We start from the raw sequence: 22854 nt of genomic DNA, 5'->3' as shown, positions 1-22854 counted from the left end.
GACGGAGCATGCGCCTGTGCCGGCAACCAAGCCCGACGTCCACGGTACGTTCGCACCAGGATCGGTCGTCGTGGTCCGCGACGAGGAATGGCTCGTCCGCGCGGCCGAGGAGACGACCGACGGCACCCTGGTCCACGTCCAGGGACTCGGTGAACTCGTCCGCGACACCACCGCCTCGTTCTACACCCAGCTCGACCGGGTGGTCGTGTCCGACCCTGCTCGCGCCCGGGTGGTGGCCGACGCCAGCCCTCGATACCGCACCGCGCGTCTCTGGCTGGAATCGACGCTCCGGAAAACCGCCGTACCCCTCGGCGAGCGCTCGCTGTCGGCGGCGACCAGAGGGCTCGCGGACACGCTGAGCTACCAGCAGTCGGCGGTACGCAAGGCGCTGGACCCGGCGAACCTGCGACCCCGGATCCTGCTCGCCGACGCCGTCGGTCTCGGCAAGACGCTCGAGATCGGCATGATCCTGTCCGAGTTGGTACGCCGCGGCCGTGGCGACCGCATCCTCGTGGTGACCCCACGCCACGTGCTCGAACAGATGCAGCACGAGCTGTGGACCCGGTTCGCGTTGCCGTTCGTGCGGCTCGACACCGCCGGCATCCAACGGGTCCGGCAGAAACTGCCGGCGACCCGCAACCCGTTCACCTACTACCGCCGGGCGATCATCTCGATCGACACCCTCAAGTCCGACCGGTACGTGGCCAGCCTGCGGAGACAGCGGTGGGACGCGGTGGTGATCGACGAGTCGCACAACCTGTCGAACGCTTCCACCCTCAACAACCGGCTCGCCCGTCTCCTCGCCCGCAACGCCGAGGCCCTGATCCTGGCTTCGGCCACCCCGCACAACGGCAAGCCGGAGTCCTTCGCCGAGCTGGTGCGCCTGCTCGATCCGTCCGCCGTGCCGCCGAGCGGCGTCCTGGACCGGGAGGAGGTTCGCCGGCTCGTCGTCCGTCGCCACCGGCACAGTCCGGAGGTCGCGAACGCCGTCGGCGCCGACTGGGCCGAGCGGCAGGAGCCGAACAACGTCCTCGTACCGGCCACCCCGGCCGAGAACGCGGTCGCCCACGAACTCGAGCACACCTGGCTGTGGCCCGGCGAGGGCGGCAGCCCGTACTCGGGGCCGCGCGGAACGTTCTTCCCCTGGACGCTCGCGAAGGCGTTCCTGTCCTCACCGGCAGCACTCGAGGAGACGATCGAGGGCCGCATCGATCGGGTCACCAAGGACGAGAAGCTGTCACCCGACCGGGCGGAGAGCGAACTCCGGGCCCTACGCCACCTCCGGCAGCTCAACGAGCGGACCATGAAAGAGCCGTCGGCCAAGTACACCCGGCTGGTGGCGTACCTGGAGGAGATCGGCGTCGGCGCCGGCTCCCCCACCCGGGCGGTGGTCTTCGCCGAGCGCCTGGAGACGCTGCGCTGGTTGCACCGCAGCCTGCCGAAGGACCTCGGCCTGCCGGCGAATGCCGTCGAGCTGATGCACGGCGGCCTCACCGACGCCGAGCAGCAGAACGTCGTCGAACGCTTCAAGCAGGAGCAGGCGGCCGTACGCGTGCTGGTGACCGGCGACGTCGCCTCCGAGGGCGTCAACCTGCACGCCCAATGCCACCAGCTGATCCACTACGACATCCCGTGGAGCCTGATCCGGATCGAGCAGCGCAACGGCCGCATCGACCGCTACGGCCAGAAGCACCCGCCCCGCATCACCGCCCTGCTGCTCGACCCGGCCAGCGAGAGGTTCGCCGGAGACGTCCGCGTGCTCGCCAAGCTGATCGAGAAGGAGAACGAGGCGCACACCGCCCTGGGTGACGTCGCCTCGCTGATGGGGCAGTACGACGTCAAGGGCGAGGAGGACGAGATCCGGTCCGTCCTCGCCGGCGCCAAGCAGCTCGACGACGTGATCCGACCGGTCGCAGAGGTCGCCGCCGGCAACGACCTCGCCGCGCTGTTCGCCCAACTCTTCGACGCCCCCGGGCAGACGAGCGACGAGGCCGTGGCGCCGGAAGCCACGGTGGAGCCCGGCGACGCCGGCTCGGGCCTCTACGACGACGAGGTCTCGTACCTGGAGGAGGCCCTGCGGGAGGCGTTCGTCGACCCCACCGCACCGCCGGCCCGCGGCGGCGTCGGGTGGCGCCGCGACGAGGCGTTCGGCACCGCCGAACTCGTTCCCCCGCCCGACCTGGTGCAACGCCTCGACGTGCTGCCGCAGAGCTACCTCGCCGACCGCAAGGTCACCGAACGCCTGGTGCTCGCCACGACCATGGCCCGAGGTCGGGAACGGCTCGCCGCCGCCCTTCGCGACCGCAGCGGCACGACCTGGCCCGACGCGCACTATCTGAGCACGCTGCATCCGGTCCTCGACTGGGCCGCCGACCGGGCCCTGGCCGCCCTCGGCCGCAACGAGGTGTTCGCCGTGCGCGGATCGGTGGACACCCCGACGGTGCTGCTGCTCGGCACCCTCACGAACAAGCGGGGGCAGGTGGTCTCCACGGCGTGGCTGACCGCGCAGTTCCCCGCCCCGGAGGACCCGTCGTTCGTCCTGGTGACCCCGCACGACTCGGTCCGCACCGCGTTGCAGGAGCTGGGCTGGACCGCGCCCCAGGCCAACCCCGGCCCCGTGCCCTCGATCGACAGCCTCCAGCCCTTGGTCGCACCTGCGGTGCACCAGGCCGCGGCCTATCTGGAGAAGAACGTCTTCGAGGCGGCCAGCCGCGACGCCCAGCAACGGGTCGAAGCCTGGCGCCGCAAGCTCGACGCGTGGGACGAGGGAGCCGACGTCCTGATCCGGCGCAGCGACGTTCAAGCCAGCCGGGCCCGCATCGACGAGGAACGTGAGCTGGCCGAAGCGATGGCACCGTCCCGACAACTGGTACGCCCGCTGCTGGTGGTCGTGCCCGACACGGAAGGCGAGAGCAAGTGAGCGGGTCGGACGCGATCCTCGTCGGCGAAGGCTGGATCTCCGAGCACTACTTCACCACCGAGGCCACGAAGGAGTCGTTCCGCGCCAAGGTCCTGGAACGCCGCACCGCGTGGGACGCCGAGAACGCGGAGAAGCGCTCGACACCACGGTCCCGGTTCCTCGCGGCCCGCAAGGAGCTGGAAAGCGACCTAGCCACCCTGTCCGAGTTGCTCGACCCGGCCGCCGCCACCGAGCAGACGGGCAGCCGGGCAGCCCACGGCGCACCCGCCCGTGTGGTCACGAGCATGCACGCCATCCTCGGGCTCGACGCGCCCGGCCTGGTCACCGTCGAGACAGGACCGCTTACCCGGGTCTCCTCGGTCGGCGTCACCGGTCACGCGCCGCTGGTCGTCGTCGCCGCTCTGCCCGTCACCACCGTCGAGGAACTGCTCGCCCGCGACGCGGTGACGCTCGACGAACCGGTCCGACTGACCGAGGACGGCGAGGACGTCAAGAGCGTCGCCCGACTGCTGTCTGCCCTCTTCGTCGCCGACGACGCCCCCGAGCTGGCACTGGTGCTGGCCGGTCGGTGGGCGCTGCTCGCCGAACGCGAACGCTGGGCCGAAGGCCGCTACCTCGCCGTCGACATCCAACTCGTCTGCGAACGCAACGACACCAAGAAGGGCGGCGAGATCGACCGGGCGCTGGCCTGCCTCTGCGCCGAGTCGATCGCCCCAGACGCCGACGGCAAGCTGTGGTGGCACGGCGTACTGGAGGCGTCGGTCAAGCACACCGTCGGCGTCTCCCAGGACCTACGCGAGGGCGTACGCCTCTCCATCGAGATCGTCGCCAACGAGGTCGTCGCCCGCCGCCGCGCCCAGGGGCTTCCGCCGCTGCCGAAATCCGAGGCCCAGCCGCTGGCCCGGCAGTCCCTGCGGTTCCTCTACCGGATCCTGTTCCTGCTCTACGCCGAAGCCTCCCCCGAGCTGGGCGTGCTGCCGGTCGGCGCCCCCGAGTACGACCAGGGCTACAGCCTCGACCGGCTCCGCGAACTGGTACAGGTCGAACTGGCCACTCCCCGAGCCCGCACCGGTACCCACCTCTACGAATCGCTGGGGGTCCTGTTCCGTCTCGTCGACCAAGGCCACCCACCAGCCGACACCGGCGACGACGAGGCCACGAACGCGCCGGGCTTGATCTTCAACCCGCTGCGTGCCGACCTCTTCCTCCCCGAAGCCACTGCCCACATCGACGAGGTCGGTCTGGGCAACGCCGCCGTCCAGCAGGTGCTGGCGCACCTGCTGCTCAGCAAGGAGCAGCGCGGCAAGGACCGAGGCTTCATCTCGTACGCCGAACTGGGCATCAACCAGCTCGGCGCGGTCTACGAGGGCCTGATGTCCTACACCGGCTTCTTCGCCGACACCGACCTGTACGAGGTGGCCAAGAGCGGCGACGGCTCGAAGGGGTCGTGGGTCGTCCCGGTCGACCGGGCCGACGGCATCGCCGCCGCCGACTTCGTGAAGACCATCGACCCGGTGACCGGCGAGCCCCGCCCGGTGGTGCACGAGCAGGGTTCGTTCGTGTTCCGCCTCGCCGGGCGGGAACGCCAGCAGTCGGCCTCCTACTACACCCCCGAGGTGCTGACCCGCTTCACCGTCGGGCAAGCCCTGGAGGAGCTGCTCACCGACGAGACTCCGGCCCAGCAGATCCTGCACATGACGATCTGCGAGCCAGCACTGGGCTCGGGCGCGTTCGCCATCGAAGCGGTCCGCCAACTCGCCGAGCAGTACCTCAAGCGCCGGCAGAAGGAGCTGGACCAGCGCATCGACCCGGACGAGTACCCGAAGCGCTTGCAGGAGGTCAAGGCGTATCTCGCCCTGCACAACGTCTATGGCGTCGACCTCAACGAGACCGCCGTCGAACTGGCCGAGATCTCGCTCTGGCTGGACACCATGGTCGAGGGCCTGTCCGCGCCGTGGTTCGGCCTGCACCTGCGCCGAGGCAACTCGCTGATCGGCGCCCGCCGCGCCGTCTACCGCCGCAGCCAGGTCGCCGACAAGTCCTGGCTGGGAGCCGTGCCGCAGGAGGTGCCGCTGACCTCCCTGGTCGAGGACATAGACGCCGGACGCGTCGCCACCGACGGCATCCACCACTTCCTGCTGCCCGCCGACGGCTGGGGCTCGGCCGCTGACGCGAAGGAGGCCGCTGCCCTCGCTCCGGACGCCGCCACAAAGTTGAAGAAGTGGCGGACCGGCACCCGGAACAAGCCCACCAAGACCCAGATCGACGCGTACGCCGAACTCGCGCACCGGGTCGAGACCCTGTGGCAGATCGCCTACCGGCGGCTGACCATCGCCGAGGAGCAGATCCGCCGCTCGATCCCGGTGTGGGGAGCGGGTGAGCTGCCCGCCGGTGGGGCGGTCACCCGCGAGCAGATCGAAGCAGCACTCGCCGACCAGAATGGCGCCTACTGCCGGCTACGACGAGCGATGGACGCCTGGACCGCCCTGTGGTTCTGGCCTCTCACCGACACCCTCGCCACCGTGAACGGCAAGGTAATCGAGCCGCCGACGGCCGCCCAATGGATTGCCGGCCTACAGGCGCTGCTCGGTCGCAACCCGGACGTGCACAAGCGCAAGCCAGTCGAGCTGCGCTTCGGCGCCGGCATGAGCTGGGAAGAGCTGGACGAAGCCGAACCCATGGAGATCGGCTTCGCCAGCGCGGAATCCATCGACGAGGTGCTCCAGAAGCACCCCTGGCTGGTGGCCTGCGAGCGGATCGCCCAGCGACAGGGCTTCTTCCACTGGAACCTCGACTTCGCCACGGTCTTCGCCCGCGGCGGCTTCGACCTCCAAGTCGGTAACCCACCGTGGGTTCGCCCGGTTGTCGACATAAACTCGCTCCTAGCAGAAGGCGACCCTTGGTGGCGGCTGGAGGTCAAGCCCAGCCAGCAAAGCGTCGAGGAGAAGCGAGCCGCAACGCTGGCTGCGCCCGGGATGCTGGAGTTCACCGCTGACGGGGTCGTCGCGGCTAGTTCCACGAACGAATTTTTAGGATCCGCAGCACAGTTCCCGCACCTAACTGGTCTGCAACCGGACCTCTACCGCTGCTTTATGGAGATCGTCTGGCGCAACGCTGGGCATTCCGGGATTTCCAGCCTGATTCACCTAGATACGCATTTTGCCGAGGAGCGTGCCAGCCTACTGCGCGAAGCGTCATATTTGCGCCTCCGGCGGCATTGGGAATTCATCAACGAGCTGCACCTTTTCGAGATTCAGCATCAACGACACTTCGGAGTCAACGTCTATGGGCGCATGTCCGACCGGCCCAACTTTCTCCACGCCACGTCGCTGTACCATCCAGACACCGTAATTCGGTCGGAAAAACATGACGGATCCGGACCGGAACCCGGACTCAAGGACTCGCTTGGACGCTGGGATGTGCGACCACATCGCTCGCGCATCAGTCGGATCAGCCAGGCTCAACTGAAGTCGTGGCACGCGATTATGGAAGCGCCGAACGTTCCTCTCATGCGAACGCGGATGGTGTATGCAGTAAACGCCGCCTCCGAGGCTGTGCTCGACGGAATTGCGCATTCACCCAGACTTCGCGAGTTGATTCCATCCTACTCGGCTGGCTGGCACGAGAAGAACGACAGAGTCAAGGGGTTATTTCATTCGGAGTGGGGAGCCACGAAATCGTGGGACTCGGCCGTCCTCCAGGGCTCGCACATATTTGTGTCGACCCCATTCTACAAAGAGCCGAATCCCACGATGCTACACAACACCGACTGGCGTCCAGTCGACATCGAGACTCTCGGCACCGATGCCACACCCGTGACTGGCTACAAGCCAGCAGGTGATGCTGACGTCTTCGACCAAGCGTACGGCAGGTGGGAACACGGATCAGAGAAGGTATCGCCGCGGAAATTTTACCGCCTGGCGTGGCGAAAGATGGCCGCCAATACTGGCGAGCGAACCTTGGTTTCTGCCATAATTCCACCCGCCGCCACGCACATCCAAGGCATCTATTCGCTCGGCTTCGCCGATGGCGATAATGAAAAACTTGTTATGGTTGCAGCACTGGCGTCCTCGCTGATTCTTGATTTCTCGGTCCGGGCTGCCGCACTCGCAAACATCGGCTTTGGAACTATGGATCGCCTCCCGGTCGTAACGAATCATGAGCTGGAAAACGAGATTGCTCTACGCACGCTTCGGCTGAACTGCCTTACCGACGCCTACTCCGATCTTTGGGTCGACCGATACCGCGCTGAATTCCTTGACGATACGTGGACGGGCGGCCACCCGGTCCTTCGTGAGCGAGAATTCGGTCGCTTAGAGAACGAGTGGAACGAAGACATACCCCTACGCCTAGCTGCCGAGCGGCGGCAGGCCCAGCTCGAAATCGACGCATTAACAGCATTGATGTTGGGTGTCGAAATCGATGTACTTTGCGCACTTTACCGCACGCAATTTGCCGTCCTGCATGGATATGATCGAAGAGCTCATCACTATGATGCCAATGGTCGACTAGTACCCAATTCTGTACTTAATTCATGGCGTTCCAAAGGTAACCAGATCGGCGTCGAGGCACGTACCACGACCAACCAGGCAGGCAACACCTACACCTACGAGCTCCCGTTCGTCACCCTGGATCGGGAGGCGGACATGCGGCAGGCGTACGCCGTCTTCGAGCGGCGGCTGCGGGAGCGTTCGTGACCGAGCTGCTGCCCACGTTCCAGGCGGCCCGCATCCGGCAGGGTCTGGTCGACTACCTGACGACGACGTTCGGGCTGACCGACGGTGACGCTCGTGACGGCCTGGATCGGTTCCTCTCCGACCCGGACACGGGCATGTTCAAGGGTCCCTACGTGCGGCTGCGGCTGCCATTCCGGCCCGCCGAAGAGGGGTGGCGGACCAGCCTGGAGTGGTACGAGGGTTTTCCGCCCTACGGTCACCAGGCGACGGCGTTCGCCCGGCTGGCGTCGGCGGTGGGCGGCGAGCCACGTCGGCCGTTGCCGACGTTGGTCACCACCGGCACGGGTTCGGGTAAGACCGAGGCGTTCCTGCATCCGATCCTCGACCACGTGATCCGGGCCCGGCGGGACGGGGTGACCGGCACGAAGGCGCTGATCCTGTATCCGATGAACGCGCTCGCCAACGACCAGGCGGCGCGTCTGACCCGGCTGCTCACCACGCACGCGGCGCTGGCCGGGGTGACGGCCGCGCTCTACACCGGGCAGGAGGGCTCCACTCGCACCACGGTCACCCCGAACGGGTTGATCACGGACCGGGTGGCGATCCGGGACACCGCCCCGGACCTGCTGCTCACCAACTACAAGATGCTCGACCAGTTGCTGCTGCGTGCCGAGGACCAGGAGTTGTGGCGGCAGTCGGCGACGAGCCTGCGCTACCTGGTGTTGGACGAGTTCCACACCTACGACGGGGCGCAGGGCACCGACGTGGCGATGCTGCTGCGCCGGCTGGGACTGGCGCTCAAGAGCCACTGGCGTGACGACGATCCGCTGATCGACGATGCCGCCCGGTCCCGGCCGCTGGGCCTGATGACGCCGGTCGCGACCTCCGCGACGCTGGGTGACAAGGGCGACCCGTCGGTGATGCGGGAGTTCGCCCACACCGTCTTCGGGGAACGCTTCGACTCCACGTCGGTGATCACCGAGACCCGGCTCAGCCTGGCGGAATGGGCGGACGGCGCGGCCGAGGCGGTTGCGGCGGCGGGGTTCACGCCGAAGAGCCTCGACGAGTTGCGCGCCGTCGGGATCCGGCCGCTTCCCGAGGTGAACCTGGACGCCTCCGGCGCGGAAGCCGCGTACGCCGTACTCGGGCTGCTCTACGGGGTGACCAGCGACGAGCTTGCTGGCGCAGCACCGGAGGTGTTGTCGGCGTTGTGCCGGGCGCATCCGCTCGTGATCGAGCTGGCGCGGACGGCCGGTCAGGCCGTCGCGCTCAGCGACCTCGCCGTGCGGGTGTTCGGTCCGCAGGCCGAGCCGGAGCAGGCCGAGGCGTTGTCGTCGCAGGTCCTGGCGATGCTCGGGCACGTGCGTAAGGTCGTCGGCCGCGATGCGCTCTCGGTCGACGTGCATCTGTGGGTGCGGGAGCTGACCCGCATCGATCGGGCTGCGACCGCCACGGCGCGGTTCCGGTGGAGTGACGACGGGCCGGTGGTCGCCGGCGACGAGGCCGAGGAGGCCCGCCCGTCGTTCCCGGCGATCTTCTGCCGGCACTGTGGGCGGTCCGGGTGGGGTGTCGGGCTCGCCCCGGTGGGTGACAGCCTGGCCTCGGACGACGAGGGCATCCGCCGCCAGCACGCCGCTCGGGAGGGCCGGTTCCGGCCCCTGCTGTACGCGCCCACCGAGGCCGCCGTCCGGTCCGACAGCGAGTCGCCGGTCGAGGGGTTGGTGTGGTTCGCGGTGCGCAGCCGGGAACTGCTGGGCACGGTCGACGTGGACGATCCGGATCTGCGTGACGGTTGGGTCCTGCCGGTGCTGACGAACGTCGGGGACACCGCCGACGAGCTCAGCCGCAAGGACGCGTGCCCGTCGTGCGGGCAGGAGGACGGCATCCGGTTCCTGGGCAGTGCCATCGCCACGCTGCTGTCGGTGTCGCTGTCCACCCTGTTCGGGGCGCCGAAGCTGGTGTCCGAGGAGAAGAAAGCGCTGGTCTTCACCGACTCGGTGCAGGACGCGGCGCACCGGGCCGGTTTCGTGCAGGCCCGGTCGCACACGCTGACCATGCGCTCGGTGTTGCATGAGGCTGTCGCGGAGGGGGCGCTGACGCTCGACCGGTTGGTGGACGAGGTGCTGGCGAAGGCGGGCGACGATCCGGTTCGGCGATACCGGATCCTGGCGCCGGACTGCGCCGACCGGGAGTCGTTCGCGCCGTTCTGGCAGGCACCGCGTCAGCGGGCCGTCACGACGCCGGTGCAATCGCGGGTACGCAAGCGGCTGGCCCTGGATGCCGCCCTGGAGTTCGGGCTGAACTCCCGCATTGGCCGCACGCTGGAACTGACCGGCTCCGTCGCGGTCGAGATCGAGGCAGGACTTCCGGCGCGCATCGCCGGCCTGGCTCGGGCTGCCCTCGACGGCACCGCCTGGCAGGAGCGTCTGGGGTCGGCCGGCGCCGGCGACGACGTCCTGGTGCAGTGGGTACGCGGTGTGCTGGACCGGATGCGGGTGCAGGGCGCAATCGACCATCCGTGGTTTGCCCGCTATCGCGCCGAGGACGGCCGAGACTGGTCGATCTGGGGTGGCCGGCGCCGCGACGAGGGCATGCCGGCGTTTCCCCGCGACCGGCCGCGACCGGCGTACCCGAAGGTGGGTGGCTCGCCGGGACCGACCAACTACTCCCATCTCGACCCGGTGACCTCGTCCCAGTCCTGGTACGCCCGCTGGACGTCGCGGGTGCTCGACGTCTCGCCCCTCGACGGTGGCCGGCTCGCCCGGATGCTGTTCGAGCGGCTCGCCCGTGACGGTGTGCTCATCACGACGACCAGCCAGTCCGGGGCCACCGTCTACGCCCTGCCCGCCTCCGGGGTGGTGGTGGCCCCGACCGACGAGGCCGACCTGACCGCCGGGCAGCACCTGCTGGTTTGCGACACCTGCCGGGGCAGCACGCCTGGCAGTGTCGCCACCGTCGCCCAACTCTCCGGAGCGCCCTGCCTGAACGTACGGTGCCGTGGACGCCTGCAGCCTCAGCCGCTGCCGGGCGACAACTTCTACCGCCGCCTCTACGGCTCCCCGGACATGCGGCGGGTCGTCGCCCGGGAGCACACCAGCCTGCTCGACGACGCGACGCGCCTGGCGTACGAGGACGGTTTCCGTGGTGCGGCGACCAGTCCGCAGGCGCCGAACGTGCTGGTCGCCACGCCCACCCTGGAGATGGGCATCGACATCGGCGACCTGTCGGCGGTCTTCCTCGCCTCGCTGCCCCGTACGGTGGCTTCCTACCTGCAGCGGGTCGGCCGGGCCGGGCGTCTCACCGGCAACGCCTTCGACCTGGCGTTCGTGACCGGTCGCGGCGAGCACCTGCCGAAACTCGGCGACCCGTTGTCGGTGATCGACGGTGAGGTGCGACCGCCGGCGACCTACCTGGCCGCCGAGGAGATCCTGCACCGGCAGTACACGGCCTACCTGATCGACGCGTCGGCCCGGGAGCAGGGCCGCCGGCACCCGAGCCGGGCGGCCGGGGCCATCGGGTCCTGCGCGCCCGGCACGTTCCTGGGCGACCTGGTCCTGCGTGCCGAGGAGTCCTGGGAGCAGGACCTGGCCGGGTTCGTCACGACGTTGGCCGACCTGCCCGGCGAGGTGGTGGACAGGCTGCAGGACTGGGTGGACAGGCTGCGGGACTGGCTGGTGCCGAAGGCCGGCCCGCGCACCAGCGGGTTCGCCCGGCACGTGCAGCAGGCGAGCGAGCGCTGGCAGCAGACGGTCGCGGTGCTCGAACAGCGCCGAGCGAAGATCATCGACCTGCTTCCCGACCTGGAGGCGCGGGCACAGTCGCCCGCCGTGACCGAGGACGACCATCAGGCACTGCGATCCGCGCAGGCGACCCGGCAGATGACCAGTGGTCAGCTGGCTCATCTGCGCAGCAGCTACTGGATCGGTGTCCTTGAGGAGTACGGGCTACTGCCCAACTACACGCTGATCGACGACACCGTCACCCTGGACGTCGGGCTGTCGTGGATCGACCCGGACGACGGCAGGTACCGCTACGACAGTGCGCAGTTCCAGCGTGGTTCGGCACACGCCCTGCGCGAGTTCGCGCCCGGAGCCACGTTCTATGCCCGTGGCTGGGAGATAGAGATCGACGCCGTGGATCTCGGCCTGGACGGAACGTCGATCCGCACGTGGGTGTTCTGCCCGGACTGCGGGTACGCCGCCGACCTGGCCCTGACCGGGAGAGAAGTCACCCCGGTCACGTGCCCACGGTGCGGCAGCCGAGGTATCCACGACACCGGGCAACGACTCGACGTGGTGGAGCTGACCCGGGTCTCCGCCGAGCTGCGGCGTGACGAGGTGGCCATCTCGGACCGGCGCGACGAGCGGGGCCGCGTGGCGTTCCAGATCGTGACCACCGTCGACGTCAACCCGGACGACATGGCGGAGCGCTGGTTCGCCGAGGGCATCGGGCTGGGTTGCAGCCACCTGCGCTCGGTCGACATCCGTTGGCTCAATCTCGGGCCGGCCGGCCATGGCACGACCCGGACGATCGCCGGAGCCGAACGGCAGGGAACGTTGTTCCGGGTCTGCTCCGGCTGCGGGAAACGCGACACCGAAACGGGTCGCAACCGTCCGCACGAGCACCGTCCCTGGTGCCCGCACCGAACTTCGGCGAGCGAGACGACGAGCACCATCGCCCTGTCTCGGACCTTGCGCACCCAGGGTCTGCTGGTCCGGTTGCCCCGCACGGTCAGTCTCGGTGACGACTTCGCCGTTCCGAGCCTGTCCGCAGCGCTGCTGCTGGGGCTGCGGGAGCAGATGGGCGGGCACCCCGACCACATCCGGGTCGAGCAGGTCGTCGACCCGACGCTGTCCGACGGCAGCGACAACCACGACGCGATCCTGCTGCACGACACCGTTCCCGGCGGTACCGGGTATCTGGCGGGCATCGCTGCCCCGGGCGAGTTCCGCCAGCTGCTGGTCCTTGCTTGGAATCGGGTGCGGGACTGCGAATGCCGCATCGAGGAGCGCCTTGCCTGCCATCGCTGCCTGCTACCGTTCACGCCACCGGTAGTGATCCGCCGGGTCTCGCGGGCGTCGGCCGAACGGCACCTGCGCACCCTGCTCGGGTTGGCTCCCGACGAGCAGACAGCCGAGGACACGACCTGGACGGTGACCGAGGTGGCCCCGCACGAGGAACCGGAGTCCCATCTGGAGCGTGCCTTCCACCGGGTGTTCCTGGGCCGGCTGCGCCGTAGCGGCGCAGCCGTCACCGAGACGCCGTCTCCGGTCGGCAACGTCGCCCGGTTCACCCTGCCCGGCACATCCCGGCACTGGGCCCTGACGCCACAGGTGAACGTCGCCAACTCGCGGCCGGACTTCCTGCTCAAGGCCAACGACACGAACGTGCCGGACGTCGCTGTCTTCACCGATGGTCGGGCCTACCACGCCACTGCCGCGGTAAACCGGCTCGCCGACGATGCCGTCAAGCGTGCTCACCTGCGTGAGCTGGGCTTGGTGGTGGTCGCTCTCACCAGCGCCGACATCGCCGCTGCCGAGACCGGCACCCATACCGCGCCACGGTGGTGGAACGCCGCCCTGGCCGGCAGCCTGATGAACGTGCCGGGATTCCAGGCGTCGCCGGAGGCGTACAAGGCACTGGGCCGAGGGCTGGTCGACTGGCTGGTCGGCTGGGTTCTCGACCCCAACCCGGCCGCGGTGCGGTCCGTCGCACGCGCCGTGCCGATGTTCCTGTCTGCCGGGGCGCAACCGCTCCACATCCCTTCGGACGTCGCCCTGGCCCAGGTGGGCCGGGCGGCTCTGCTCGGCGAGGAGTCGCCTGTCGGCGAGCGTCGCGTCCACCTGCATCGCAGCGGTTCCCTCGCGGCTGTCGTCGAGATGCGGCCCGGCGCCGTCGTCGAGGTCGCAGTCGTGCTCGACGATCGGACCGAGGTGCTCGACGAGAAACACGCCGATTCGTGGCGTGCCTGGCTGCGGCTCGCGAACGCGCTCGGTCCGCGCGACTGGGCGACCGCCGTGACGACGACCAGCCTCGTCGAGCCGATCGCCGGCAAGCCGGACACGGCTGAGCCGCTGCGGCCGACGGGTGCCTGGGCCGACCTGTACGAGGCCGCGTTCTCCCAGGACGAAAAGGAACTGATTGCCGCTCTGGCCGACCACGGCGTCGCACCACCGACAGTCGGCGCGGAAGGCCCGGACGGCATCCCGCTCGACGTCTGCTGGCCCACGCTGCGCGTCGCCGTGGCCTTCCCGCACATGTCGCCCGAGGACCGCACCGACCTGGCCCGCCACGGCTGGCGCCTGGTGGAGCCCACGCCCGCCGAGATCGTCGCTGCCCTGGCCCACGCCGCCGTCGACCCGGACGAAGGACACTGATGCCGACCATCATCATGGGAAAGCTCGCCAGCAAGATCGACGGCTCGGTCCGCGGAAAGGCAATGACCTTCCTGCAGAAGCTCGGGGTCGACGACGCGACCCCGGGCCTGCACGTCGAACCCATCCAGCACAGCGTGGATCCGCGGGTCCGCACCGGACGGGTCGACGAATTCTGGCGGGCCGTCATGTTCCGCCTCGACGGCGACGGCGAGACCCACTACGTCATCCACGGCATCTGGCCACACGACGACGCCATCGCCATCGCCCGACGCGTACGGCTCAAGGTCAACCCGATCAACGGCCTGCCTCAGATCGAAGAAATCGAGCCGTCCCCGGCTCCGACTCTGCCTGTCGGCAAGACGACGAAGCCCGTGGAGCCGCTGTTCGCCCGGCTCGGCCACGACCGCACCGACCTCGTCGAGCGACTCGGGCTCCCCGAAGACGTCGTCACCCGAGCCCTGGCCGCCTCGGACGAGGACGGCATCCTCGACCTCGCACAACGCCACGAGGGCTGGATCGGCACCATCCTGGTCGACCTGGCCGCAGGGGACGACATCGACGCGATCGTCCAGCGCATGCAACTGGAGAAGGCGTCCTCGTCCGGTGACGACGATGCCGACGTGCTGCACTCCCTCAAACGGCCGGCCGCCGCGCTGCAGTACGCGTTCATCGACGACCAGGAAGAACTGCGCCGCGTCATCGAGGGCGGCGACTTCGGCGCCTGGCGCATCTTCCTGCACCCCGAACAGCGCCGCTACGTCGACCGCTCGTACAGCGGCCCGTTCCGGCTCTCCGGCGGAGCCGGCACCGGCAAGACGGTCGTGCTCGTCCACCGGGCCCGCGCACTCGCCCGGCGCAACCCCGACGCCCGGATCGTCCTCACCACGTTCACCACCAACCTCGCCGAAGCCCTGGGCGACAGCCTCAGCCAACTCGACCCGCGCGTACCGCAAGCCAAGGCCCTCGGCCAGCCCGGCGTGTACACGACCGGTGTGGACGCGCTCGCCTCCGCAGTGCTGCGGACCGCTGGTCGCGGCCTCGCCCCCGCCATGCGGGAGGTCCTCGGCGAGGAGCGATCGACGCCGCTGGCCCGCACCGCACCGACTCGTTGGCGGGAAGTCGTCGAATCGACCGGCACCATGTTGCCGCACGAACTCGCCAACGAAACGTTCCTCGCCTCGGAGTACGCGCACGTCGTCCTACCCAACAAGGTGCACGACGAGGTCGGCTATCTACGGGTACGCCGACCGGGCCGTGGCGTCGCGCTGGACCGCGCCAAACGCCGAGCCGTCTGGGCACTCGTCGAGGCGTACCGGGCACGCTGCCGGGCCGACGGCGGCCTCGACTTCGCCGAGGCCGCCGCAGTCGCCGCGGCGCACCTGGCAGCAAGCGACACCCACCCCGCCGATCACGTGCTCGTCGACGAAGGACAGGACCTCTCGCCCACCCACTGGCTCCTGCTCCGAACCGTCGTCGGCGAGCACTCCGACGACCTGTTCGTCGCCGAGGACTCCCACCAGCGCATCTACGGCACGCGCGTCGTGCTCGGGCGGTACGGCGTCGCCATCGTCGGCCGCTCCCAGCGGCTGACCCTGAACTACCGGACCACGGCGCAGAACCTGCACTACGCCATGACGATCCTCGCCGGAGGCCAGTACGTCGACCTGCAGGACGAGCCGGAAAGCACCGGCTACCGTTCGGCCCGGACCGGCCCGATGCCCGTCGTCGAGACCATCGACTCCCTCGCCGAAGAAGCGGCGGTAATCGTGCGGCACGTGCGCGCCTGGCTCGACGCAGGAGACCCGCTGGAGAACGTCGCCGTCCTGGTACCCGACCGATACCACCGCGACCGTGTCGTCACTGCCCTCACCGACGCCGGCATCGATGCTCGCGCCGTAGACCGTGACCGTCCGCCGGCAGGCCGAGTACCGGTACTCACGATGCACCGCGCCAAGGGCACCGAGTTCTCCAAGGTCGTGCTGGCCGCAGGCAAACCGTCGCCGACGGAGATGGAACGCCTCGCCATGCTGGATCCTGCCGAACGGGCGGACACGGAGCTTCGGGCCCGTTCGTTGACCTACGTTGCGGCGACTCGGGCACGTGACCAGGTGGTCGTGGTGCAGCGAAGCTGACAGCCACGCAGAAAGCCTGGGGAAAGCCGCGCCCGCTGTTATGCAGGGAACATCGGGTGCCGAAACGTGGTTCGTCAGGAGCGCTTCTTCGCTCAGCTCGAAGACCTGATGAACCGCTACATGCGCCAGCAGCTGACCAGCGCGCAGCTGATCGTCAAGCTGGCCAAGGAGGTGTCTGCGTACGCGCGGCGTGGCCAGCAGTTCGGCCCTCCGCTCAACCACGCCGAGCTGGCCTTCTACGACGCCGTAGCGCAGAACGGTGCGGCCACGGAGCTTATGGGTGTCGGCACCCTGGCGGAGATCGCCCGGCAGTTGGTCAAGTCGATCCAGTCGTCGATCACGGTGGACTGGTTCTCCCGTGAACCGGTACGCGCCAAGCTCCGCAGCCGCATCCGGCGGCTGCTGGCCCGCTACGACTACCCACCGGACCACGAGCGCGCCGCCGTCGACCTGGTCATCCGCCAGATGGAGACCTTCGCCAACGAGTGGGCCGGCAGGTAAGCCTCGGAGGACTGGTAGGCGCTACAGGATCGCGAAGCGGGCCGTATCAGACGATCAAGTTGGACGTGCGATCTCGAAGGCACAGCCCCAGGAGAGAGTAAGGCCAGCGCCGCCATGGCCATAGTTGTGGACCACCTTCGCGTCACCAAGCTGCTCTTCTTCGACCCGGACGTACGGCCGGGTGGGGCGAAGTCCCACCCGGTGCTCGACGACCCGGGCGTTACGCAGGCGAGGCTCGACGTCGGCACAGCGGGCGACGATCGCTGCGGCGGTCTCCGGATCGGGTTCTCGGTTCCACTCACCGGGTTGGGCGGTGCCGCCGAGCACGAGAGTCTCGCCCTGAGGATAGAAGTGCAGCAGGTCCGGTGAGGGCCCGGTTTCTTCGGAGAAGAACTCGGTGATGCCGAGGTTCTCGACCACGACGAGCTGCCCGCGGATCGGAGTCAGGTCGGGGTCGGGTACGAGGTCACGGGCACCCATTCCGGAGCAGTTGACGATCACTGGGGCCACACCAACGGCCTCACCAAGCGAGTGAATCCGGCGGATCGCGATCTCGCCGCCGGCCGCCTCCAGCCGCCGGCGCAGGTAGCCGAGGTAGACCGGCATGTCGACCAGCGGGGCGGTGTAGCGGCACCCGGTGGCGAAGCCGTCCGGCAGTTCACTCGGCTCGCACATCCGGAACCCGTCGAGCTGGCTACCCCACTCGGGCGGTTCGACGGGCGTGCGGGACGCCTCGATCCCGGAGACGAGCCGTACCCCGGTCGCCGGGTCGGTCGCGAGGTGCCGCAGCACCTCCAGCGTCTGAGCGCTCCACACCCGTACCCGGTCGACGGGCTCGACAAGGTACGGACCCCACATCGCCCCGGCGGCGTACGAGGTGGTCCGCTCGGGTGGCTCGGCTGCCCAGATCTCCACCCGCCGTCCGGCTTCGGCGAGGCAGACGGCGGTGGTGAGGCCGGATACACCGGCGCCGATGATCAGGGCGTCGAGATCGGTGCGGCTCATCGGTCGACCGTAGTGTCAGGCCGGTTGGCGCGCGAGCGCGTTCTCAAGGTCGGGGAGCAGGTCGGCGACACTCTGGTTCCGCTTCCGTCGCCGGAGTTCCTGCGCGAGCGTACCCAACAGGGCGGCACTACGAGGCGATCGGACCTGCTCGAGCCGGGGTAGGGCCATCCTGGTCACGGCGCAGGCGTCGTCGAGTTTGCCGTGGGCGGTGTAGCCGAGGGCGAGCCAGGCGCCTTCGTAGAGGGCCCTCCGCTGGTAGGGGACGTCCGGTCGCCGGGCGTAGGCCCCGGTGCGCAGGAGTGCCTCGCCCTTGCGGAGCAGGGCCCGCCCGTCGGTTCCCCTGCCGCTGGCCACCACTTGCCGACCGGCGAGGATCATCGCGTAGCCGGCCTGGCAGTCGAGGTGGTTCGGCGTCAGGTAGTACATCCACTCCGGGTCGCGGTCGGGATGCCGCTTCGCGAGCTGGTCGCGGGACTCTGCCCAGGTTCGTTCGCACTGCTCGACGTGTCCGGCGGCGGCGTGGGCGTACGCGAGGCGGGACAGCACGGAGGCTTGGACGCTCGCGGCGGACCGGCCGGCGACCCGGCGGGCGGCGTCGCCGAGGCACAGGCCGTCGTCGGCGTCGCCGAGTGAGACGGCCTGGAAGGACAGGTCGGCGAGGATGTGGGCTTCCATAGCCCGGTATCCGGCGTCATGGGCGGCGCGCAGACCGGTGAAGAAGTAGCGCTGGGCGAGACCTTGTTGTCCGGCGTCGAACGCCTTCCAGCCGGCGAGTTGGGCGAGGTCGGCGAGGGCGACCAGAAGTCGGCGGGTGGTGGCGTCGGTGTGGCCGCCGTCGCGGAGTACGAGCAGGACAGCGCGGACCTGGGCGCCGACGTAGCCGAGGCCGGACGCGCCGCCGCGCTCGTCGTCGAGCAGTTGCAGGCGCGGCACGCTGGCTTCGATCTGGTCGACGAGGGGGTCGTCGGGTGTCGCGGTCGGGAGCGCGGCCCCGTCCGTCGGTAGGTGTACGCCGAGGTAGATGTTCACGGCCTGGGTGAGGGCGACCCCGGAGACGGAGAGGAACATTCTCCGGTCCACCAGTCCTCCCAACAGCCAGTCCTCGGCGACCAGCATGGTGCTCGCGAGTGTCCACGGCCCGTCCATGCCGGTGCTGGCCGCCATGACCAGCGTGCCATCCGCGCTGTCGGGCTGCCCAAGCCAGAGTTCCCCTGCGGTCACGATGCGACCGAGGCGACGGGAGATGACGTACGCGGTCAGCGCCGGAAGCGGCGGGCGGGGGATGCCGCCCGCGTCGCGCCAGTGGTAGGGCGCGGTTTCGGCGAGCGTGCCAGCCCCGAAGAGGCGGTTGATCTCCCGCGCGAGGGTGCGCGGGGTGAGGCCCGCTTCGGTCATGTGCGCGGCGAGGGTCTGGTTGGTGCGGTCGGGTGGCAATCCCATCGGCTCCTCCGCAGGGGCAACCGACAGTACCGCGACAGTGCCGGATCGTGTTGACCGCTTCGGCCCACGGAATTGACGCTCTTGACGGTTCCATCCCCTGCCCGAGCGGTGCCGGTTCGCGGTCTGCTGAATGCGTCCCCGCCGGCGCACCGCCAGGAGGGCTGCGCCGGCGGGTGAATCCCCGACGGGCGAGCGGAGGACTGATGCGTACTTCGGCGATGACCCAGACCAAACCTCCATGGGACTGGGAGTTCGACTGGCACCTCACGAACCGCTGCAACTTCTTCTGCGAGTACTGCCACCCGCAGATTCGCTACGTGCTCAACCGCAAGCACCTCGACGAGCCGACCCCTGAGCTGGTGGTCCGGCGCTTCGACGAGCTGGGCAAGGTCTGCCTGGTGCACATGTCCGGTGGCGAACCGTTCATGTTCCCCGGCTTCGTCGAGCTGTGCCGGGGTCTGGCCGGCAACCACTTCATCAGCATCAACACCAACCTCGCCTCGGACGACGTGGCGGAGTTCGCCGAGCGTGTCCCGGCCGGCCGGGTGGCGAAGATCGTCGCCGCGATCCATCAGCCCGAACGCGAGCTCCGCGGGCTGGAACTCGACGCCTACGCCCGCAACTACCTGATCCTGCGGCGCGGCGGGTTCGACGTGACCGCCCTCTACGTGCTCTACCCGCCGCTACTCGGTCGGTTCGCCGCCGACCTGGACCGGCTGCGCGAACTGGGCGTGGACCACGTCCGGGCCAAGGTGTTCAAGGGCGTGTACGAGGGCGTCCGCTACCCGGAGGGCTACACCGACGAGCAGAAGGCCCTGGTGTTGGCGAACTCCGGCGAGTACGTCTTCAACCGGCCCTACCTCGACGGGATGCTCTCCTTCCGGGGCCAGGCGTGCACCGCCGGTGTCACCTCGTTCAAGGTCACGGTCACCGGTGACGTACGCCGGTGCGCCTCCGTACCCACCGGCTACGGAAACCTCTACGACGGCACCTTCCAGCCCGCGGACGTGAACGAGCCGTGTCCCGCCAAGCGGGTGCTGGTCCTGTCGCAGTGCCTGTCCTACCTCGTCGATCCTCCGGTCCGCCCCGAACAGGGCGTCGACCCGGACGACCTCTGACCCGAAGGGCATCCCCATGCAGATCTCGATCCGTCACGCCTGCGTCGACCCGGACGACCAGCCGTTCGACGTCGCCGAGCGTAAGGGAGTCGGCCATCCGGACAGCCTCGCCGACCTGGTCGCCGACGCCTTCTCCCAGCGCTACTCGTCCTGGTGCCTGCGCGAGTTCGGTGCCATCCCCAACCACTGGGTCGACAAGGTGAACCTCGTCGGTGCCGCCGCCGACGTGCGCTTCGGTGGCTTCGACATCCTCAAGCCCGCCGACTGCTACCTCTTCGGGAAGATCACCGACCAGGTCGGTGCCACGCAGGTGCCGATCGAGGAGATCTTCCGAGCGGTCGTTCTCGAGATCCTCCCGGCCGCGCTCGGTGATCGCCGCATCCTCGAACACCTCCGCCTGCACATCAACAACACGCGCGGCACCGCCGTCGACCACGACCGGAGGTTCTACCGCCCGGACGCGGCACTGGACATCAACACCGTGCTCGCGACCGAATCCGTCGCCAACGACACCGTCGTCTGCGTCGGCACCAGCCGGCGCAGCCTCGCCGCCGATCTCGCGATGCGACTGGAACGCCGGCTCACCGCCGAAGCGTTCCGGCAGGCCGTGCCGGCTGCCGGGACCGACGTGAAGGTCATGGTGGTCCGGATCGGCTCGGCGCTGGAGGTCACGGCCGCCGTACCGTTCCATCCCGAGCTGGTCGGCTCCTGGCCGGCGTACCGGGCCTCGCTCGCCGAGGCGCAGAGCGCCGTCTCCGCCGAACTGAAGTCGCTGCTCGATCAGGAGCCCCGAGCCCGGCACGTCACCGGCCTGTCGCTACATCTCAACACCAAGGACGTCCCCGGTCGCGGCTACCTGGCACCGTTCGGTACCTCGCTCGGTAAGGGTGACTGTGGCGCGGTCGGGCGCGGCAACCGGTACAGTGGCGTCATCGAGCCGCTCCGCCCGGCGAGCGGTGAAGCCCCGGCCGGCAAGAACCCGGTGCACCACGCCGGCAAGATCTACACCGCGCTCGCCGCCGAGACCGCCGAGCGGGTGCTGGCCGAAACCTCGGTGTACACCGAGGTCACGATCGCCGCCCGCAACGGCGGCCAGCTCGACGCTCCCGCCCACGTCCTGGTCTCGGTGGACCGCGATGTCGACGCGCTCACCGTGGCCGAGATCGAAGAGGTGGTGCGACGCGTCGTCGCCGGTGCCCCGACCTTCGCCGCCCGGTTCATCGCCACCGAGCCGCTGGCCCGGTTCCGGGACGGGGTGCCGCTGTGACGCGCAAGGTCCTGTCCACGGTGCACCAACGACACATCGACGCCCTCCTCGACCAGCCCGCGGTCATCGACGCGGAGGGTCTACGTATCGGCTCGCAGTACGTGATGTTCTTCGCCGAAGCCGACCTGATGAGCGAGCACGTAGCCCACCTCACCGAGGGTTTCAGCCGTCCCGACGTACTGGAGGTGGGACTCGGCCTGGGTGTGTTCGCCGCGCAGCTGTCGAGGCGTGAGGTCGGCTCGTACACCGCGATCGAACCGCATCCGGGCGTGGCCCTGGCCGCTCGCATGCGGCTGGTCGAAGCCTTCGACACACCCATGCGGGTGCACGTCGACCCGTGGCAGCTCGTGAGGCTACCTACCAGTGCCTTCGACGCGATCATGTACGACACCTGGCCACCGGACGGCCATGCCGACCTGGACTTCGCCGACTTCGTCGCCAACGTCGCGATTCCCTGCCTGCGTCCCGGTGGCCGGTTCAGCTTCTTCCACAGCGGCACCGCGATCAGCCCGGCCCGCCGCGCGGTCCTCGACCGGCACTTCGCGGAGTGGACCGCCCACCCGCACACCATGCCGGTCGAGCAGACCCCACCGCACTGGACGAAACCCAGCCGCGACTTCGTGATCCCGATCGCCACGAAAGGCGGTGCCCGATGACTCCACCAATCGCGCCGGCGGTCACCGCGCAGCAGATCGACCGGTTCGCCTCGCACGGGTACCTCGTCCTGCCGGATCTGATTCCGCCCGCCACCATCCAGGACCTCCGCGTCGAGGCCGACGAGATTCTCGGTGGCCGGCTCGCCCGGATGGTGGCCTCCAGGACGCGCGACCCGCGCGTCACCTGGTGGCGCCTCGCCAGCGGCAAGCCGTACGTCCTCAAGGTCAAGCCCGTGGTCGACCTGTCCCCGACCGCCACGACGGTGGCCGACGACCATGCGCTGCGCGCTGTCGTCGCCGATCTGCTCGGTGCTCCCCCGGCGCTGATGGACAACAAGCTGATGTACAAGCAGACCGTCGACATCGCCGCAGGCTGGGCGGCGCTGCCGGTGCTCGGTGAGGAGGTTCGCAAGCACACCGACGCCGCCTACTACGCGACACGCGGCTACCCACGGGTGCTCACTGTCGCCGTCTGCCTCGACCCCTGCACCGAGAAGGCCGGCGCGCTGCGGGTATGGCCCGGCAGCCACCGACGCACCATCGGGATGATCCCGACGGACAACCAGGGGCCCGTCGTACCGGACGCCGCCGCGCCCGACACGGCGGCCGTGACGCTGGTCGCCGCGCCCGGCACGGTACTGGTCTGGGACGCCGCCCTGGTTCACGCCAGCGGACCCAACACCTCCGGTCACCCACGCCGGCTGCTCGTGCTCGGGTACAGCCCCGCCCGGCCGGAACGCGGGGCACCGCGATGAAGATCCT

The 22854-nt window shown here is 69.3% G+C and carries 10 protein-coding genes and 1 pseudogene; 9 read left to right on the top strand and 2 right to left on the bottom strand.

Annotated features, from left to right (window positions below):
• The first annotated feature begins 16 nt into the window (after positions 1-16).
• From IGA62_RS18835 to IGA62_RS18815, 5 genes and pseudogenes are all read left to right on the top strand, one after another.
• Positions 17-2920: a helicase-related protein gene (locus IGA62_RS18835; RefSeq protein ID WP_145819534.1), complete on the top strand. Its 2904-nt coding sequence runs from the start codon at positions 17-19 to the stop codon at positions 2918-2920.
• Positions 2917-7617 (top strand): Eco57I restriction-modification methylase domain-containing protein, encoded by a 4701-nt coding sequence (locus IGA62_RS18830; RefSeq protein ID WP_145819535.1) that lies wholly within the window; start codon positions 2917-2919, stop codon positions 7615-7617. Before IGA62_RS18835 ends, IGA62_RS18830 begins: the two co-directional genes overlap by 4 nt.
• Positions 7614-13973 carry a DEAD/DEAH box helicase gene (locus tag IGA62_RS18825; RefSeq protein ID WP_145819536.1) on the top strand — a complete coding sequence of 2120 codons (6360 nt, stop codon included), beginning with the start codon at positions 7614-7616 and terminating at the stop codon, positions 13971-13973. The genes IGA62_RS18830 and IGA62_RS18825 overlap by 4 nt, the downstream gene beginning before the upstream one ends.
• Positions 13973-16105: a UvrD-helicase domain-containing protein gene (locus IGA62_RS18820; protein ID WP_145819537.1), complete on the top strand. Its 2133-nt coding sequence runs from the start codon at positions 13973-13975 to the stop codon at positions 16103-16105. The genes IGA62_RS18825 and IGA62_RS18820 overlap by 1 nt, the downstream gene beginning before the upstream one ends.
• A gap of 63 nt (positions 16106-16168) precedes the next feature.
• Positions 16169-16606: pseudogene (locus IGA62_RS18815) on the top strand (type I restriction enzyme endonuclease domain-containing protein); the annotation flags it as partial.
• 54 nt (positions 16607-16660) lie between these two features.
• Here the strand turns inward: IGA62_RS18815 and IGA62_RS18810 are convergent.
• Both IGA62_RS18810 and IGA62_RS18805 read right to left on the bottom strand, forming a co-directional pair.
• On the bottom strand, positions 16661-17611 hold the full coding sequence (locus IGA62_RS18810; RefSeq protein ID WP_145819538.1) for an FAD-dependent oxidoreductase: 951 nt from the start codon (positions 17609-17611) through the stop codon (positions 16661-16663).
• Positions 17612-17626: 15 nt separating this feature from the next.
• Entirely contained in the window at positions 17627-19051 is a 1425-nt protein-coding gene (locus IGA62_RS18805; protein ID WP_145819539.1) for a carph-isopro domain-containing protein, read from the bottom strand.
• A 203-nt stretch (positions 19052-19254) separates the two neighbouring features.
• Here IGA62_RS18805 and IGA62_RS18800 point away from each other — a divergent pair, with 203 nt between their 5' ends.
• From IGA62_RS18800 to IGA62_RS18785, 4 genes are read left to right on the top strand one after another with little or no spacing between them, the layout of a single operon-like run.
• Complete coding sequence (locus tag IGA62_RS18800) at positions 19255-20169, top strand: radical SAM protein (RefSeq protein ID WP_232624696.1); 915 nt, start codon at positions 19255-19257, stop codon at positions 20167-20169.
• A 16-nt stretch (positions 20170-20185) separates the two neighbouring features.
• Complete coding sequence (locus IGA62_RS18795) at positions 20186-21436, top strand: methionine adenosyltransferase (protein ID WP_145819540.1); 1251 nt, start codon at positions 20186-20188, stop codon at positions 21434-21436.
• Positions 21433-22092, top strand: coding sequence for a class I SAM-dependent methyltransferase (locus tag IGA62_RS18790; protein ID WP_145819541.1), 660 nt, complete (start codon positions 21433-21435; stop codon positions 22090-22092). The genes IGA62_RS18795 and IGA62_RS18790 overlap by 4 nt, the downstream gene beginning before the upstream one ends.
• On the top strand, positions 22089-22847 hold the full coding sequence (locus tag IGA62_RS18785) for a phytanoyl-CoA dioxygenase family protein (RefSeq protein ID WP_145819542.1): 759 nt from the start codon (positions 22089-22091) through the stop codon (positions 22845-22847). Before IGA62_RS18790 ends, IGA62_RS18785 begins: the two co-directional genes overlap by 4 nt.
• Positions 22848-22854 lie beyond the last annotated feature (7 nt).

Source organism: Micromonospora sagamiensis, from assembly GCF_014680085.1.
GTDB classification, from domain to species: Bacteria; Actinomycetota; Actinomycetes; order Mycobacteriales; family Micromonosporaceae; genus Micromonospora; species Micromonospora inyonensis.
The sequence above is the reverse complement of the archived record's forward strand: the minus strand, read 5'-3'. Positions and strand labels throughout refer to the sequence as shown.